The sequence below is a fragment of the Pseudomonas sp. MWU318 genome, from assembly GCF_016756945.1.
Lineage (GTDB): Bacteria > Pseudomonadota > Gammaproteobacteria > Pseudomonadales > Pseudomonadaceae > Aquipseudomonas > Aquipseudomonas putida_A.
This window is the reverse complement of record NZ_JAESJL010000001.1, coordinates 343,758-357,774: the sequence shown is the minus strand read 5'-3', so window position 1 is coordinate 357,774 and position 14,017 is coordinate 343,758. Positions and strand designations below refer to the sequence as shown.

The window sequence follows — 14,017 nt, the reverse complement described above, 5'->3', positions numbered from 1 at the left end:
CAGCACAATGGATTTGCCGGGCATGGCGTCATTCGCACGTGTCTCGGAACCCATCACCCGCACAGGCTCCGGCCTGATTCACAAACGTGCGTCACCCATGAAAAGGATTTACCAATGGCAAGCGAGAATCTCCGCAACCCCCATACCGATCAGCTACTGACCCCGGAAAACTCGGCGTTGATCATCATCGATTATCAGCCGGTTCAGGTTTCTTCGATCCGCTCGATGCCGCGTGATGAACTCGTCTTCAACATAACCAGCGTCGCGAAGGCGGCGGTCAACTACAACCTTCCGATCATTCACTCGACAGTCAATGTCGCGACCGGCCGCAACAAGCCGCCGATTCAGGAGCTGCAAAAGGTGATTGGCCATCTGCCGACCTATGACCGCACGTCGATCAACAGTTGGGAGGACACGCAATTCAAGCAGACAGTCAAGGCGCTCGGGCGCAAGAAGCTGATCATGACTGCACTCTGGACCGAAGCGTGCCTGACATTCCCGGTGCTCGACGCGATCCAGGAAGGTTATGAGGTTTATGTGCCTGTCGATGCGGTCGGCGGTACATCGCTCGCCGCGCACGAGGCGGCGTTGCGCAGAATGGAACAGGCGGGCGCGAAGCTCATCAGCCGGGTGCAAATGTACTGCGAACTACAGCGCGACTGGGCGCGAGAAGTGACCGTGCCGGGATTTCTGGGCGTATTCGAGAACTTCGACGGGTTCAACGCTGAAAAAGCGCTGGAAGAGGCGGACAAGATGGCCTGATTAGCGGGCAGGGGATGAAGGTGTCGCTCGCGAAAGCGGGCGCCACCTTATTTTTTTACTGCTGCAAACGACTGCTTTTGTGCCGGCCCCGCCGCCGATTCAGTACCCTGAATGCGTCATGACCCTGTCAGATATCAACATGTGGATACTGGACAGTCGTGTCGCTAACTCATGTCTCAGGAAGGGGCTTCACCAAAACCAATACGGCAGAAACTTCGGTGTGGGTTCGATCATGAGTTCCAGGTGGTAGGTGATCGGGTTGAAGAAAAACATATCCAGTATCAGAAAAGCCGCTACGCCAAACGACAGCGTCATGAACTCCCGATAGGGATGCTCGGCGAAGTACTGGTGTTTGCCATGGTAGAAGCTCAGCAGCGCAGACAATCCCAAGACTACGCCCAGGTAGTTGGGCTGTAACGGAACATCGGCGAAGTTGTTGTAGACCAGCACCGCCACCAGCATCCCCAACCCAAGCAGAGGCAACTTCAGGCAGAAATTCATCAGGCTGTTTTTGGCGCGGACCAAGGCGGCTTCCTTGCTGACGAAAAGGTAGGCGGCCAGCAGCGAAATGGCCGGGGTGATTGCGAGGATGTAGCGCGCTTTCTTCGAGCTGGGGATTGTAAACAGCACCAGCAGCAGCACCAGCCACCCGGTCAGATACAACAGCAGGTCGATGTCTTTATCGCGGGTCGAGCTGAAGAACAGTTTGTACTTCTTGAGAATTACATTAATGGCGTAAAACACCGTGATGCCGTAGGTCAACAAGCCTGCGGAGAAGTAGAAGTAATAGCGTGGCGCGTGGTCGGAACCGAAGCGTCCGATGCCCTGCATGTTCAGCACTTCCTCAAGGAACGCTTGCCCGCCTTGCAAGTAGGCGGCCCATGCCAGCAGCGCAACCCCAACAGTCAGAATCACGCCCGAGAGCAATGAATACAGCAGCAACATGCGCCACTGCCGGCTCAGCAAGTAATAAGCGCCGATGACAGTCGCGGGTCCGATCAAGCCAATAGGCCCCCGAAAGGCGAAACCCAGTGCCAACCCGAGGTACAGCAATGCAAGGCGACGCGGGTCCTTTTTTACATCGGCCGCATAGGCAAAGTAGAAGCACATCACCGTTAACAGCGCCGGATAGATATCCAGTGCCAGTGAGTTGACGCCGTCAAGAAAAGCCCAGGTGAGCAGGCTGAAAAGAACGCCATATGCACCCCATTTCTTGCTGTGCAACGCGCCCAGCCGATAAATGAATACCAGCATCAGCGACGCAGCCACGCAGGATGGAAAACCCATGGAAAGAATGGACACCCGGCCGAATGGTAGGGAAACCAGATAGACCAACAAGGTATTAAGGACCGTGTAGTCGGGATAAGGCTTGAGGTCGTCGGCAATCGGGAACAGTGTGATGCCGTGCAGCAACATGTACTCGGCAAAGTCGACAAAACGTGTTGTGTAGTTGAGGACAGCGGGTTTGTGCTGCAACGCCATGAACACGGCCAGAGTCATGAAAAAAATGCTCAGGCATGGATTTCTCGTAATCAATCCTTTGAACAACACTGCCTGCCAAGTGCGCTCTACAACAAGCGGGGCCTCATATCGATCCATCGGTAACCCTTTAGTGAAGTTGTTCTTTTTTACCGCAGTCCTGAAAGCCCGGTAAGCCGTAAGTGAAGTTGTGTATTTCGGAAAATTGAATTTGAGCCTAGCCCACGGCATGGACTATTCAAGCATGACGTGTCTAAACACTCCCTGAACAAGACTAATCAAAGTCGACAAAAAACATTATTAACGAGGCGCGTCGAGCCGGGCTTTCTACGTATTTCGTGCTCGGCAATAATGGCGGTAGGTAGAAAAGGTTTGATGTGAGTTGATCCCTGTTTAATCTTGAAAGTAACAGCGGACTCCATCTGTGCCAGTCAGTAGGCAATGGGGTCGAAGCTCACTTTTTGATTGTTCGAGAACATAACTATTCCACCCAGACTACCGCGTCCAGGGTGAAAGCACTTTTGCACCTGGCAAATTAGCTAGGCCATGGCACCGCTGCGCAAGCGCCCGGCATCTCGGGCAGGAGGCAGGCCAAACATTCGCGCGTAGTCACGGCTGAATTGGGACGGACTCTCGTAGCCCACGCGGTAACCGGCACTCGCCGCATCCAGTGCTTCAGCCACCATCAGGCGCCGGGCTTCCTGCAGCCGAAGCAGACAGCGAAATTCGATCGGACTCATCGACGTCACCGCTTTGAAATGAGCATGAAAGGTGGAGCGGCTCATGCCTGCGATGTCGGCAATATCGTCAATGCGCAACGGTTCCTGATAATGGGCACGAAGCCAAGTAATCGCTTTGGCGATCTGGCCGAGGCGGCTGTCGGCCTTGGCCATTTGCCACAGCATGCCATTGCCACGGAGGGTGAGCAGGCGATAGAGCACCTCACGTACCACCAGCGGAGCCAGTTCGGCTGCGTCTTGCGGCGTGTCCAGTAAGCCAGCCAGCCTGGTCACCGCGTCGAGTAGCTCCGGCGTGCTGCCATTGAGTTCGATGCCGGTCGACACCACGGACTTCTCGTGGCTGGTCGGAGGATTGCGCAAGGCCAGTTCGCTTAGCACCGTCATGTCCAGATCGAGCACCAGGCATAAATAGGGTTCTGCCTCGCTGGCTTCGATAACCGAACCCATCACCGGAATATCCACCGAGGCCACCAGGTAGTTGGCCGCGTCGTAAACGTAGGTCGTGCTGCCCACCAACACTTGCTTGCGGCCTTGCACGATGTAGCAGAGCGTCGGCTCATAAACCACGGGCATGGGCACTGTCGGGGTATCAGAACGCACCAGAGTAACGCCTGCCAGTGGTGTCAGGTGAAAACCATTTGACGGTGCATGACGGCTGATGAGGTCGATCAGCTTGTGCCGCGGATTCATGGCGTTTCCCAAAACGTTCTACTACGGAACGCAAAATGGTTCGGAGGATGATGCAAGGATGCTGGACGATACTGATACGTGCAAGTCGCGATCTCCACGCAAAATCTCCCTACAGAAAAACCTGTGTTTCGTAAGGAGTTCCTATGTCTACTCGTTCAGCACTCGATCACTACCGTCTGCTCGGCCGCTCCGGCATTCGCGTTTCCCCGCTCGCATTGGGCACGATGACCTTCGGATCTGACTGGGGGTGGGGGACGGACGCCGCCGGCGCCCGGCAAATTTTCGACGCCTATGTCGAGGCGGGTGGAAACTTTATCGACACCGCGGTCAATTACACGAACGGGGCTTCCGAGCGCATTCTTGGCCAATTGATGAAGGGCCGGCGCGAGCGCCTGGTTATTTCAACCAAGTACACCATGGCCCGTAATCCCGGTGATCCCAACTCAGGCGGCAATCAGCGCCTGAACCTGATGCGTTCGGTGGAAACCAGCCTTCGTCAACTGGACACTGATCGCATTGACCTGTTGTACCTGCATGCATGGGACTTCACCACGGGTGCGGAAGAAGTGATGCGCGGCCTGGATGACCTCGTGCGCAGCGGCAAGGTGGTGTATCTGGGCATCTGTAACACGCCCGCGTGGAAGGTGGCGCAAATGCAAACGCTTGCCGAGCTGCGCGGTTGGTCGCCCCTCGTGGCACTGCAAATCGAATACAGCCTGGTGGAGCGCACGGTGGAGCACGAGCTGCTGCCAATGGCGCGAGAAATGGGACTGGGCGTAATGCCGTGGTCTCCGCTGGGCGGCGGTGTTCTGACCGGCAAATACGGGCGTGACGACCTGAGCAACAGTAACGAAGCCGGCATAGCGGCAAATCGCAAGGGCGTGATCAGTTCATCGGGCCACTTGACCGAGCGTTCGTTGCAAATCGCCAGTGTGGTGGTTGATATCGCTGGGGAGATCGGCGCGAAGCCGTCCCAGGTAGCGCTTGCGTGGACATTGCAAAACCCGGCCGTGGTGGCGCCCATTATCGGCGCGCGAACATTGGCGCAAGCCGAGGACAACTTGAAAGCACTGAGCATCGAGCTGGATCAATCGCATATCGCCCGCCTGGATCAGGCAAGCGCGCCGGAGCTGATTTTTCCAGGCCGGTTTGTGGCCAAGCCGATGGTTCAGCAATTGGTATTTGGCGGCATCAAGCTGCAGGGGCGAGCGGGCTAAGTGCCGCAAGCAGGAACACTATCGATAGCAGGAGCAAATACCATGGCCAGAATCCGTTTCGCCAATCTCACCTACAAGCTTGTGTTCAGTGCTTTGCTTGCCTGTTTTGCGACTTGCGCCTCGGCCAATCTCGAGCAAGGACAGGGGGCGGTGGTCGCAAGCAACAAGGCCTTTGTTGCCGCGGCGTTCGACCGTTGGGCGGCTGGTGGGGCTGACTTCTTCAACGATGCTGTGGCCCCCAACGTCGTGTGGACCATTGAGGGATCAGGACCTCACTCCGGCACTTACCGTGGCCGCAACGACTTGATGGAGCGAGCCGTTCGCCCCCTGACCGTCCGCCTCAAGACGCCCATCCGGCCAGTGTCAAGGCAGCTTTGGGCCGATGGTGATTACGTCATCATCCACTGGAAAGGCGAAGCCGTCGCTCACGACGCAAAGCCCTATACCAATAGCTACGTCTGGATCTTCCGCATGGAGCAAGGGCGTGCGACAGAGGTGACGGCGTTCCTCGATCTGTCTGCTTATGGCGATGTGTTACGTCGAATTCCCCCGTCAGAGTAAAGCCAGGCGCCATGGTGAGCAGGTCGTTAATCTGTTCGGCTGTGGGTCGACATCATCGAGGAAGGATTTGAGAAGTTTTCCAGCGCGTTCAAGCGCTGGATCGAGTCGAAATTGTTTCAGCGCCAAGGTGGGCCATCTGAGACTTTACGGGCTCCGACTGCCGCTTGAGGCATGGCAAATCTCAGCTTGTGGCAAACGGCTGCCGCTCCTTGAACCACGTCAGCGCCTGTTGTTTGAACGCCTCGGCCGGCGGTGTCAGTGGATAACGCTGGTCGTGGGCGAGCACGATGCGTTGCACCGGCAATGGCTCGCGAATGGGGCGGCAGACCAGTGGCTGGCCGTCGTAACTGTGATCGCCGAAGGGCCGGGTATAGGTCAACGCCACGCCAAATCCGTTGGCCACCAGACTGCGCTGAAACTCGAAACTGTGGGTGTGCTGGACGCTGGCCGGGGCATAGCCATGGAAGTTGAACAAGTCCAGCACGTGCTGCCAGCTGTGGATCTGATCCGTCACCACCAGAGGGCATTCGCTTAGTGCTTGCAGGCAGACCTCGGCCGCACTGGCCAGCGGATGATCGGCCGGCAGCAGGGCGTGTGCGCGCAGCTGACAGAGCTCGACGCATGTGGTGTTGGCCGGCAAGCCCAGATCGTAGGTCAACGCCAACTCCAGCGTGCCCTCGGCCAGACGCTTGCCGAGATATTCGAACTCGCCTTCGCGCATGTCCACCGTGACCTGCGGGTGTTCCTGCTGCAAACGTCGCAGGATCTGGGGCAGGCAGTACGGCGCCAGATCCGCGTAGCAGCCGAGCACCAGTTCTCCGGAAAAATCCGTGCTGTCAGCACCGATGTCGGCGAATGCCCGAGCCTCGCTCAACACGCGCTTGGCCTGAGTCATCAGCGTGCGCCCGAACGGCGTCAGCGAGACCCCGAGGCCTCGTTGACGAACGAACAACGGCTGGCCGAAAAGCTGTTCCAGTTCGGTAATCGCGGTGGAGATCGAGGGCTGTGAAACATGCAGTTCCTCGGCCGCCAGTGTCAGGTTGCCGTGCTTGGCCGCAGCGAGTGCGTAACGCAGTTGTCGCAGGCTGAACTTCATAAGATTTTCTTCGGTGACAGATCAAGACATATTATTTTCTCTTGGCTGAGTGTCATGGAATATTTGCCCTGCGCCTACTTTTATTTCTTGCGTGAGGGAGTTTCAGGTCATGACAGCCAGCGCTTACACCGTTAATGAAAAAGACATCGAAGCCTTCCAGCGCGATGGTGCGGTTTGCCTGCGCGGAGTGTTCTCCGGGTGGATCGACACGATTGCCGCCGGCATCGAGCGCAACCTCGCTGAACCGGGCGTGTATGCGAGCCGCTACGTTGAAAAAGATGACCAGCCGGGCGGATTTTTCGACGACTACTGCAACTGGCAACGGATCCCGGAATTTCGCCACATGGTCGAACAGTCCCCGGCCGCATCGGTCGCCGCTGCGATCATGCGTTCAAACTCGGCACAGTTCTTCCATGATCATGTGCTGGTCAAGGAGCCAGGCGCGCAGAAAGCCACGCCTTGGCATCAGGACATTCCCTATTACTTCGTTGAAGGCAGCCAGAGCGTGAGTTTCTGGATTCCGGTCGACCCGGTTCGCGAGTCGACGTTGCGCCTGCTGGCCGGGTCGCATCGTTGGGAGAAAGGCATCAAACCGGTGCACTGGGCTGATCAGAGTGACTTCTACCGCGATGCCGATGGCTATCGTGAAGCGCCGGATCCGGATTCGGAGGAGGGCATGCAAGTGCTGGAGTGGGAGATGCAGCCGGGCGATGCGGTGCTGTTCGATTTTCGCACCGTGCATGGCGCCCGAGGCAACGCGTCGGCGCAGCGTCGCCGGGTGCTATCGCTGCGCTGGCTCGGCGATGACATGCGCTACTTCGAGCGGCCGGGGCGGACTTCGCCGCCGTATCCGGGGCATGCGATGCAAACCGGTCAACGACTGCGCGAAGACTGGTTTCCGACGATTCATCGGCAAGCCTGAGTTGTGAATTGCTGACAGGTGCGCGTCACGTCGTGATGAGCACCTGCACCGCCGTAATCCTGTTCACTGTGTTGGAGCGTGCGATTGTGAAAAGAACAAACAGCCTGTTGGCCCCCCTGTTTTCCATCGGCCTGTTGGCCGTCAGTGCGTCGAGCCAGGCCGCCGGTTGGTGCGAGTCGGGCAAACCGGTGAAGTTCGCCGGGCTCAATTGGGAAAGTGGCATGTTGCTCACCGAGGTGCTGCAGATCGTGCTCAAGGATGGTTACGGCTGTGCCGTCGACACGCTGCCCGGCAACTCCATCACCATGGAAAGCGCCTTGGGCAGCAACGATATCCAAGTGTTGGCGGAAGAGTGGGTCGGGCGCAGCGAGGTCTGGAACAAGGCCGCCAGCAGCGGCAAGGTCGTGGGTGTCGGTGCGCCGATCATTGGCGCCACCGAAGGCTGGTATGTGCCGCGGTATCTGGTCGAGGGCGATGCCAAACGCAACCTCAAGCCCAAAGCGCCGAACCTGAAAAACATCGCCGATCTGCCGCAGTACGCCGCGCTGTTCAAGGATCCGGAAGAACCGGGCAAGGGCCGTTTCTACAACTGCCCGGCCGGTTGGACCTGCGAACTGGAAAACAGCGAGATGCTCAAGAGCTACGGCCTGCAAGCCAGCTACACCAACTTCCGCCCCGGCACCGGCCCGGCGCTCGATGCGGCGGTGCTGTCGAGCTACAAGCGCGGCGAGCCGATCCTGTTCTACTACTGGTCGCCAACCCCGCTGATGGGTCAGGTTGATCTGATCAAACTGGGCGAGAAACCCGGCGTCGATAAACAGATCAGCATCAAGGTCGGCCTGTCCAGCGTGTTCCATGCGCAGGCACCCGAACTGGTCGGGATACTGGAAAAGGTCAATCTGCCCATCGATCTACTGAACCAGAACCTGGCCCGCATGACCAACGAGCACATCGACTCGCCGAAACTGGCGAAGATATTCTTCAAGGAACATCCGGAAATCTGGCACACCTGGGTCAGCGATGCAGCGGCGAAAAAGATCGACGCGACGCTTTAGTTCGAATCCGGGCAGGGACGCCCGCTTGGCTAGATGACGCGACCTTTCTTCGACGGCGAATGATCGGCCGGCCCGGTTCTGGCGGTTTGCAGCAACCTTGCGAACGCCGCTTTGTCTATTGGTCGACTCATGAAGTAACCCTGCACCTCGTTGCATTGATCCTTGCCGAGAATCTCCAGTTGCTCCTCGGTTTCCACGCCTTCGGCGGTGACGGTCAGGCCCATGGCTTTGCCCAGGCCGATGATCGCCTGCACCACGGCGCGATCGTTGGCGCCGTTGCTGATCGAGGCGATAAAGCGCTTGTCGATCTTGATCCCGTCAAACGGGTAGGCGCGCAGGTAGCCGAGGGACGAATAGCCGGTGCCGAAGTCGTCCATGTTCAGGCGCACTCCGAGTTGCTTCAGCGCATTCATCGTGGCCAGCGCACCGTCGGTGTCGACGAGCATCACGTTTTCGGTGATTTCGAGTTCCAGGCGACTGGCCGGGAAACGGGTCTGGATCAGCGCTTCGCGCACGTCTTCAACGACATCGCTGAGGGCAAATTGCGCCGGGGACAGATTGACCGAAAGCAGAATGTCCGACGGCCAGCTCAGTGCGGTTTCACAGGCTTCGCGCAGTACCCAGCGCCCCAGCGCGACGATCAGGTCGGTCTGTTCCGCCAGGCCGATGAACACGTCCGGCCCCAGCAGGCCCTTGGTCGGATGCTGCCAGCGCACCAATGCCTCGACCGAGACGATGTGCTTGCCGTCGACGGTGTAGCGCGGCTGGTAATGCAGGATGAATTCGTCATTTTTCAGCGCACCGCGCAGATCGCTTTCCATTTGCCGGCGGGTCTGGATCTGGTCGTTCATGTGCGCTTCGAAATAGCACCAGGTGTTCTTGCCCTCGGACTTGGCCTGATACAGCGCGATGTCGGCGCAACGGATCAACTCGCTGGGCACGAAGCCCTGGCGGCGGCTCAGAGCGATACCGATGCTGGCGCCGACGTGCAACGGGTGATGCTCGAAGACCATCGGTTGATGCAGGCTCTCGACCAGCCGGGTACAAAAGCGGTCGACCTCTTGCCGAGTGTCCATGCCATTGAGCACCACGACGAATTCGTCACCGCCCAGGCGCGCGACGATGTCGTGCTCACGGGTGCATTCGCGCAGGCGACTGGCGACTTCCTGCAACACCGCATCACCGGCCGGATGGCCGAGCGAGTCGTTGATCGGCTTGAAGTTGTCCAGATTGATCACCAACAACGACAGTGGCGGGGCATGCTCTTTTAGCAGCAGCGCGTCATCCAGATAACGCGACAATTGATTGCGATTGGGCAGGCCGGTCAAGGCGTCGTGCATCGACAGGTGCTGGATCTGCGCATGGGCAGCGACTTCGTCGGTGATGTCACTGGCGGTGCCGCGATAGCCGACCACGCTTTGTTTCTCGATGATCGGCCGCGCTGATAGCCGACAGTGGCGTTGCTGCCCGGCGTGATCGCGGTAGGTGCAGCGCAGGTCGCTGGCATTGCTGTCTTCGGTGAGTTTTTTCAGCCACAGCTCCAGCGGCGTGGTATCGCAGGACACCAGTTGCCCGATGCCTTGCCCCAGCCACTCGGTTTGCGGGTAACCGGTCACCTCGCTGAAGCGCGCCGAGAGATAGGTCAGGCGCAGCTTATTGTCGACTTCCCAGATCCAGTCCGATGCGGCTTCGGCCACCGCGCGAAAGCGTTCTTCACTGGCTTCCAGCGCGTGGTTGGCCGCCTCGAGCGCCTGATTCGAGGTCTTCAACGTGCTGAAACTCTGATCAACGTAGGTCGACGATCGCACGGCGTGACGCAGGAAATAGGCGGTCAACAGCATCAGCACTGCCAGCACGCTGCCGAGTGTTGGCAGCAATGACCACAACAATTGCTGCCCGGGTCGCTTCAGATCTGCCGTCAAGCTGAAACCCGTGCTGTCCAGCGGCACGCGTGGTTGCTCCCCGCTGAGCTGGTCATCCGGCATCAGAGTCAGGTTGTTCAGGCCGTAGGCCACGCCAAGCGCTTGCAGTTTGGCCGGTGTCAGCTTGTCGACGAATACCAGCACCGACGTCTGTTGCGGATCGCCCACCGGACGCTCATCGTTGGGCAGAATGGCCGCCGCCGTGACCAGCGCCGGCCAGCCGTCGAACAGCGAGTAAGTGCTGACAGGCACAGTCAGATCAGACTGGTTTTGCACCTGATCAATCAACGACGCGGCAGGCACTGCGAGCCAGTGCGCGATGTCCGCGTCTTCCTGCTGTCCCTGCACCACGGCGTATTTGGTGCGCTGCCGATCCAGCACGAACACGCCGTCATAACCGTCAGTGGTGAACAGCGTCTTGCCGATGTTCTGCTGGGTGTAGGCCCAGTCGGTATCGACTTGGTTGTGCAAGTGCTCGTAAGCCGTGGTCCAGTCGGCGTAACTGGTGATGTAGCTCTTTGAGGTGCTGATGCGGTTTTCCAGGGCGCGGGCCGTGTAGAAACGGTTCTGCTCGACATCCTCGCGATCCAGGCGAGCGGCAATGCCGAGCAGGGTACCGACAGCGGCAATCACCCCGACGATAAACAGCGTGCCGACCGCAAACGCCAGGCGGCGGGTGATTGCGCTTTGCTGAGGCGGAACCGGCGTGGCAGGAGCGAAACTGTCCATATGCTCGTCCTTGGTAGCTTGGGTTTGCTCATCTGGAACAGCGGCCCGAGCGCAATGTTCAATCTGTTGCTGACGATTGCGCTGCGGCGGATTTCTCAAGCGTAGTGAATGCGCGAGGATTTTGCCTTTGAGGCCACGCTATTGCGCTCTGAGCAACTGCCCCAACGCCTGCAGCTCAGCTTTCTCCACATCCGACACCAGCACGAAACGCATATAACTGGCCTGCCACGACACCACATTGAAGCCGCGCAAGCTTTGGCTTTGCACGGCTTTATCAGCCTCGCTCGTCGGCAGGATGAACACGTTGATGATGTGCTTGCCATGCCCATAGCTCAGGGCAGCGGTGGTCTGGTGTTGCAGGTAATCCAGGCGCCCGCCGAGCAAGGGAAAGCCCTGCGCCGAGTAGTCGGAAACCGGGGGCGAGAAGTCGAGTTTGCCGGTGAACCACGGTTTTACGGTGTGGCGGTCGGATGACACCACGTCGTTGAGATGTTCGCCCATCAACGAGCGCACATGGCTAGACACGGCCTCGTCGATCAAGGGTTGCTCGCTGCCCGGAGTGGCGACATACAGCACCATCGCCAGGGCCAGCGCTGCGGCGGAAAAGGCCGGGGCCAGCCATTTTTGCCAGCGCTGGATCAACCTCGGCGCAGGTGTGTCGGCGGCGAACACGCTGGCTGTCAGTGAGGCGGGGGCGCGGTAGTAGGGGGCATGGCGCTTCACGCTGACCTTGAGCAACTTCGCATGATCATGCAGCCGCGCGCACTCGGCGCAGGCGCTCAGGTGCGCTGCCACCTGCGCCGCTGTGGCCGGATCAAGCTCCTGATCCAGATAGCCGTGCAGTTGGGTCTGGCAAACCGTGCAGTCGAGTTCATTCATGATCGTGCAACTTCAGTAGTTCGAGCTTGAGCAGGGCGCGCGCCCGGGCCAGCCTGGACATGACGGTACCGATGGGAATATCGACCACCAGAGCGATGTCCTTGTAGGGCAGGTCTTCGAGTTCCTTGAGCACGATCACCTCGCGAAACACCGGCGGCAGAGCGCACAGCGCTTGCTGCAGCAACGCGGCGTTTTCCGTGTGAATGGCCAGCAATTCCGGGGTCTGGCTATGGCTCAGGGGGCCGTCGTCAGTCATCATGTCGTCATCGATGGCGACCCAATGGCGTCCGGCCGAGGCCTTGAGCCAGGTGTAGCTTTCGTTGCGCACGATGGTCAGAAACCACGCCTTGGCGTTGCCGTCGGCGAAACGCTGCAAAAACCGGAAGGCGCGCAGCGCGCTTTCCTGCACCACATCGCGCGCAGCGCTGTCGTTGCCGGTGAGCCAGCGCGCAAGGTTGTAGGCCGCGTCCAGATGGGGCGCAATCAGTTCCTCAAATCGCTTCATGGTCGGTTCCGCACCGTCACACCCCTATAACCGTGCTGCGGCAGGTTTTATTCGCGCCAAAAGATTTATTTTTTGCCGTGGAATAAAGCCTCGCGCGGCCAGGTTTACCTCGTGTCAGCTACCTCACTGTAGTTCGCCCGCGAGGACATACCGATGGACATTCAAGCAAAACATCCGCTGCGTACCGACGGCCCGCTCAACCCGGACCGGCGCACCCTGCTCAAATGCTCGGCGTGGGCCGGGGCAGGAGTCCTCTGGGCCTTGAGCGGCGGGATTCCCAAAGCCTTTGCGCTGGACGAGGCGGGCAACGTCAATGATCCAAAAGCGCTGGCCAGCACCTTTCACTTCGTACAGATCAGCGATTCGCACATCGGCTTCAACAAGGAAGCCAATCCGGAGCCGGTCAAGACCTTGCAAGTGGCGATCGACAAGGTCATCGCACTGCCCAAACGGCCGTCACTGATCCTGCACACCGGCGACATCACCCACCTGTCCAAACCTGAGGAATTCGACACCGCCGCACAGCTGCTCAAAGGCCTGCCATCCACCGTGCATTACGTGCCCGGTGAACACGACACCCTCGACGAGGGCGGCGGCAAGCTTTATCTGGAGCGCTACGGCAAGGGCACCAAAGGCAACGGTTGGTACAGCTTCGATGACCATGGCGTGCACTTCATCGGGCTGATCAATGTGTTCAATTTCCAGGCCGGCCATGAGGCCAACCTCGGGGCCGAGCAACTGGCCTGGCTGGCGGATGACCTGCGTGCGGTTTCCACCAGTACGCCGATCGTGGTGTTCACGCACATCCCGCTGTGGACCATTTATCAGCCGTGGGGCTGGGGCACCGAGGACGGCGATCAGGCGATTGCGATGCTGCGCAAGTACGGCTCGGTGACGGTGCTCAACGGGCACATCCATCAGGTGATCCAGAAAGTCGAAGGCAATATCACCTTCCACACCGCCCGTGGCACCGCCTATCCGCAGCCGGCACCGGGTGCTGCACCGTCGCCGGGGCCGATGACGGTGGCGGCCGATCAATTGCGCAATTACCTGGGGATCACCGACGTGCGCGCGACTCAGGGTGATCACCCGCTGGCCCTGATTGATTCGACACTGGTGTAACCGAGGGCGAACCGATGAAAACGCGACTGTTGGCGCTGATGGGCCTGTTGCTGGCGATGCCGCTGTGGGCCGCCGAGGTGAAGATCGACATCAAGGAATTCATGTTCGCCCCCAAGGACTTGACCGTGGCCGTCGGCACCAAGGTGACGTGGGTCAATGACGATCAGATTCCGCACGCAGTGGCAGAAACCCACAAGGTGTTTCGCTCCGGAGCGCTGGATACCAATGACAGTTTTTCCTGGGTGTTCGATACGCCGGGGGAGTTTGAGTATTTTTGCGTGTTGCATCCGCAAATGATCGGCAAGGTGGTGGTGACGCAGTGATACATACCGCAAGGG

13 protein-coding genes are annotated in these 14,017 nt (G+C 59.0%); 7 read left to right on the top strand and 6 right to left on the bottom strand.

What is annotated here, in order from left to right; genetic code table 11:
* The first annotated feature begins 114 nt into the window (after window positions 1-114).
* Window positions 115-762, top strand: a complete 648-nt coding sequence (locus JN524_RS01485) for a hydrolase (protein ID WP_202368220.1) — start codon at window positions 115-117, stop codon at window positions 760-762.
* 189 nt (window positions 763-951) lie between these two features.
* On the opposite strand, the gene JN524_RS01480 is transcribed toward JN524_RS01485, so the two are convergent.
* Together JN524_RS01480 and JN524_RS01475 are read right to left on the bottom strand one after the other, a co-directional pair.
* Complete coding sequence (locus JN524_RS01480) at window positions 952-2,262, bottom strand: ArnT family glycosyltransferase (RefSeq protein WP_202368219.1); 1,311 nt, start codon at window positions 2,260-2,262, stop codon at window positions 952-954.
* A gap of 518 nt (window positions 2,263-2,780) precedes the next feature.
* Window positions 2,781-3,671, bottom strand: coding sequence for an AraC family transcriptional regulator (locus tag JN524_RS01475; protein WP_202368218.1), 891 nt, complete (start codon window positions 3,669-3,671; stop codon window positions 2,781-2,783).
* 143 nt (window positions 3,672-3,814) lie between these two features.
* Here JN524_RS01475 and JN524_RS01470 point away from each other — a divergent pair, with 143 nt between their 5' ends.
* Entirely contained in the window at window positions 3,815-4,888 is a 1,074-nt protein-coding gene (locus JN524_RS01470) for an aldo/keto reductase (protein ID WP_134786418.1), read from the top strand.
* 42 nt (window positions 4,889-4,930) lie between these two features.
* Window positions 4,931-5,449 carry a nuclear transport factor 2 family protein gene (locus tag JN524_RS01465; protein WP_202368217.1) on the top strand — a complete coding sequence of 173 codons (519 nt, stop codon included), beginning with the start codon at window positions 4,931-4,933 and terminating at the stop codon, window positions 5,447-5,449.
* A 181-nt stretch (window positions 5,450-5,630) separates the two neighbouring features.
* Here JN524_RS01465 and JN524_RS01460 read toward each other — a convergent pair whose 3' ends face one another.
* Window positions 5,631-6,545 (bottom strand): LysR family transcriptional regulator, encoded by a 915-nt coding sequence (locus JN524_RS01460; protein ID WP_134786416.1) that lies wholly within the window; start codon window positions 6,543-6,545, stop codon window positions 5,631-5,633.
* A gap of 109 nt (window positions 6,546-6,654) precedes the next feature.
* On the opposite strand from JN524_RS01460, the gene JN524_RS01455 reads away from it, so the two are divergent.
* Together JN524_RS01455 and JN524_RS01450 are read left to right on the top strand one after the other, a co-directional pair.
* A complete protein-coding gene (locus tag JN524_RS01455) occupies window positions 6,655-7,467 on the top strand; it encodes a phytanoyl-CoA dioxygenase family protein (RefSeq protein ID WP_134786415.1) in 813 nt (270 codons plus the stop codon).
* An 86-nt stretch (window positions 7,468-7,553) separates the two neighbouring features.
* Entirely contained in the window at window positions 7,554-8,522 is a 969-nt protein-coding gene (locus tag JN524_RS01450; RefSeq protein WP_202368216.1) for a glycine betaine ABC transporter substrate-binding protein, read from the top strand.
* A gap of 29 nt (window positions 8,523-8,551) precedes the next feature.
* On the opposite strand, the gene JN524_RS01445 is transcribed toward JN524_RS01450, so the two are convergent.
* The 3 genes from JN524_RS01445 to JN524_RS01435 form a co-directional block, all read right to left on the bottom strand.
* Window positions 8,552-11,173, bottom strand: a complete 2,622-nt coding sequence (locus JN524_RS01445) for a bifunctional diguanylate cyclase/phosphodiesterase (RefSeq protein WP_202368215.1) — start codon at window positions 11,171-11,173, stop codon at window positions 8,552-8,554.
* 138 nt (window positions 11,174-11,311) lie between these two features.
* A complete protein-coding gene (locus JN524_RS01440; RefSeq protein WP_202368214.1) occupies window positions 11,312-12,052 on the bottom strand; it encodes an anti-sigma factor family protein in 741 nt (246 codons plus the stop codon).
* Window positions 12,045-12,557 (bottom strand): sigma-70 family RNA polymerase sigma factor, encoded by a 513-nt coding sequence (locus tag JN524_RS01435; protein WP_202368213.1) that lies wholly within the window; start codon window positions 12,555-12,557, stop codon window positions 12,045-12,047. Before JN524_RS01435 ends, JN524_RS01440 begins: the two co-directional genes overlap by 8 nt.
* A gap of 153 nt (window positions 12,558-12,710) precedes the next feature.
* Between JN524_RS01435 and JN524_RS01430 the strand changes: the two genes are divergently transcribed.
* On the top strand, window positions 12,711-13,679 hold the full coding sequence (locus JN524_RS01430) for a metallophosphoesterase family protein (protein ID WP_202368212.1): 969 nt from the start codon (window positions 12,711-12,713) through the stop codon (window positions 13,677-13,679).
* Between the two features lie 14 nt (window positions 13,680-13,693).
* The gene (locus tag JN524_RS01425; protein WP_202368211.1) at window positions 13,694-14,002 is read left to right on the top strand and encodes a plastocyanin/azurin family copper-binding protein; all 309 of its coding nucleotides are present in this window, start codon (window positions 13,694-13,696) and stop codon (window positions 14,000-14,002) included.
* The last annotated feature ends 15 nt before the right edge of the window (window positions 14,003-14,017 follow it).

What these genes read in the sequence shown, in the direction of transcription:
- JN524_RS01485 (WP_202368220.1), top strand. Translation starts at nt 115, where the DNA reads ATGGCAAGCGAGAATCTCCGCAACCCCCATACCGATCAGCTACTGACC.
- JN524_RS01480 (WP_202368219.1), bottom strand. Translation starts at nt 2,262, where the DNA reads ATGACTCTGGCCGTGTTCATGGCGTTGCAGCACAAACCCGCTGTCCTC.
- JN524_RS01475 (WP_202368218.1), bottom strand. Translation starts at nt 3,671, where the DNA reads ATGAATCCGCGGCACAAGCTGATCGACCTCATCAGCCGTCATGCACCG.
- JN524_RS01470 (WP_134786418.1), top strand. Translation starts at nt 3,815, where the DNA reads ATGTCTACTCGTTCAGCACTCGATCACTACCGTCTGCTCGGCCGCTCC.
- JN524_RS01465 (WP_202368217.1), top strand. Translation starts at nt 4,931, where the DNA reads ATGGCCAGAATCCGTTTCGCCAATCTCACCTACAAGCTTGTGTTCAGT.
- JN524_RS01460 (WP_134786416.1), bottom strand. Translation starts at nt 6,545, where the DNA reads ATGAAGTTCAGCCTGCGACAACTGCGTTACGCACTCGCTGCGGCCAAG.
- JN524_RS01455 (WP_134786415.1), top strand. Translation starts at nt 6,655, where the DNA reads ATGACAGCCAGCGCTTACACCGTTAATGAAAAAGACATCGAAGCCTTC.
- JN524_RS01445 (WP_202368215.1), bottom strand. Translation starts at nt 11,173, where the DNA reads ATGGACAGTTTCGCTCCTGCCACGCCGGTTCCGCCTCAGCAAAGCGCA.
- JN524_RS01440 (WP_202368214.1), bottom strand. Translation starts at nt 12,052, where the DNA reads ATGAATGAACTCGACTGCACGGTTTGCCAGACCCAACTGCACGGCTAT.
- JN524_RS01435 (WP_202368213.1), bottom strand. Translation starts at nt 12,557, where the DNA reads ATGAAGCGATTTGAGGAACTGATTGCGCCCCATCTGGACGCGGCCTAC.
- JN524_RS01430 (WP_202368212.1), top strand. Translation starts at nt 12,711, where the DNA reads ATGGACATTCAAGCAAAACATCCGCTGCGTACCGACGGCCCGCTCAAC.
- JN524_RS01425 (WP_202368211.1), top strand. Translation starts at nt 13,694, where the DNA reads ATGAAAACGCGACTGTTGGCGCTGATGGGCCTGTTGCTGGCGATGCCG.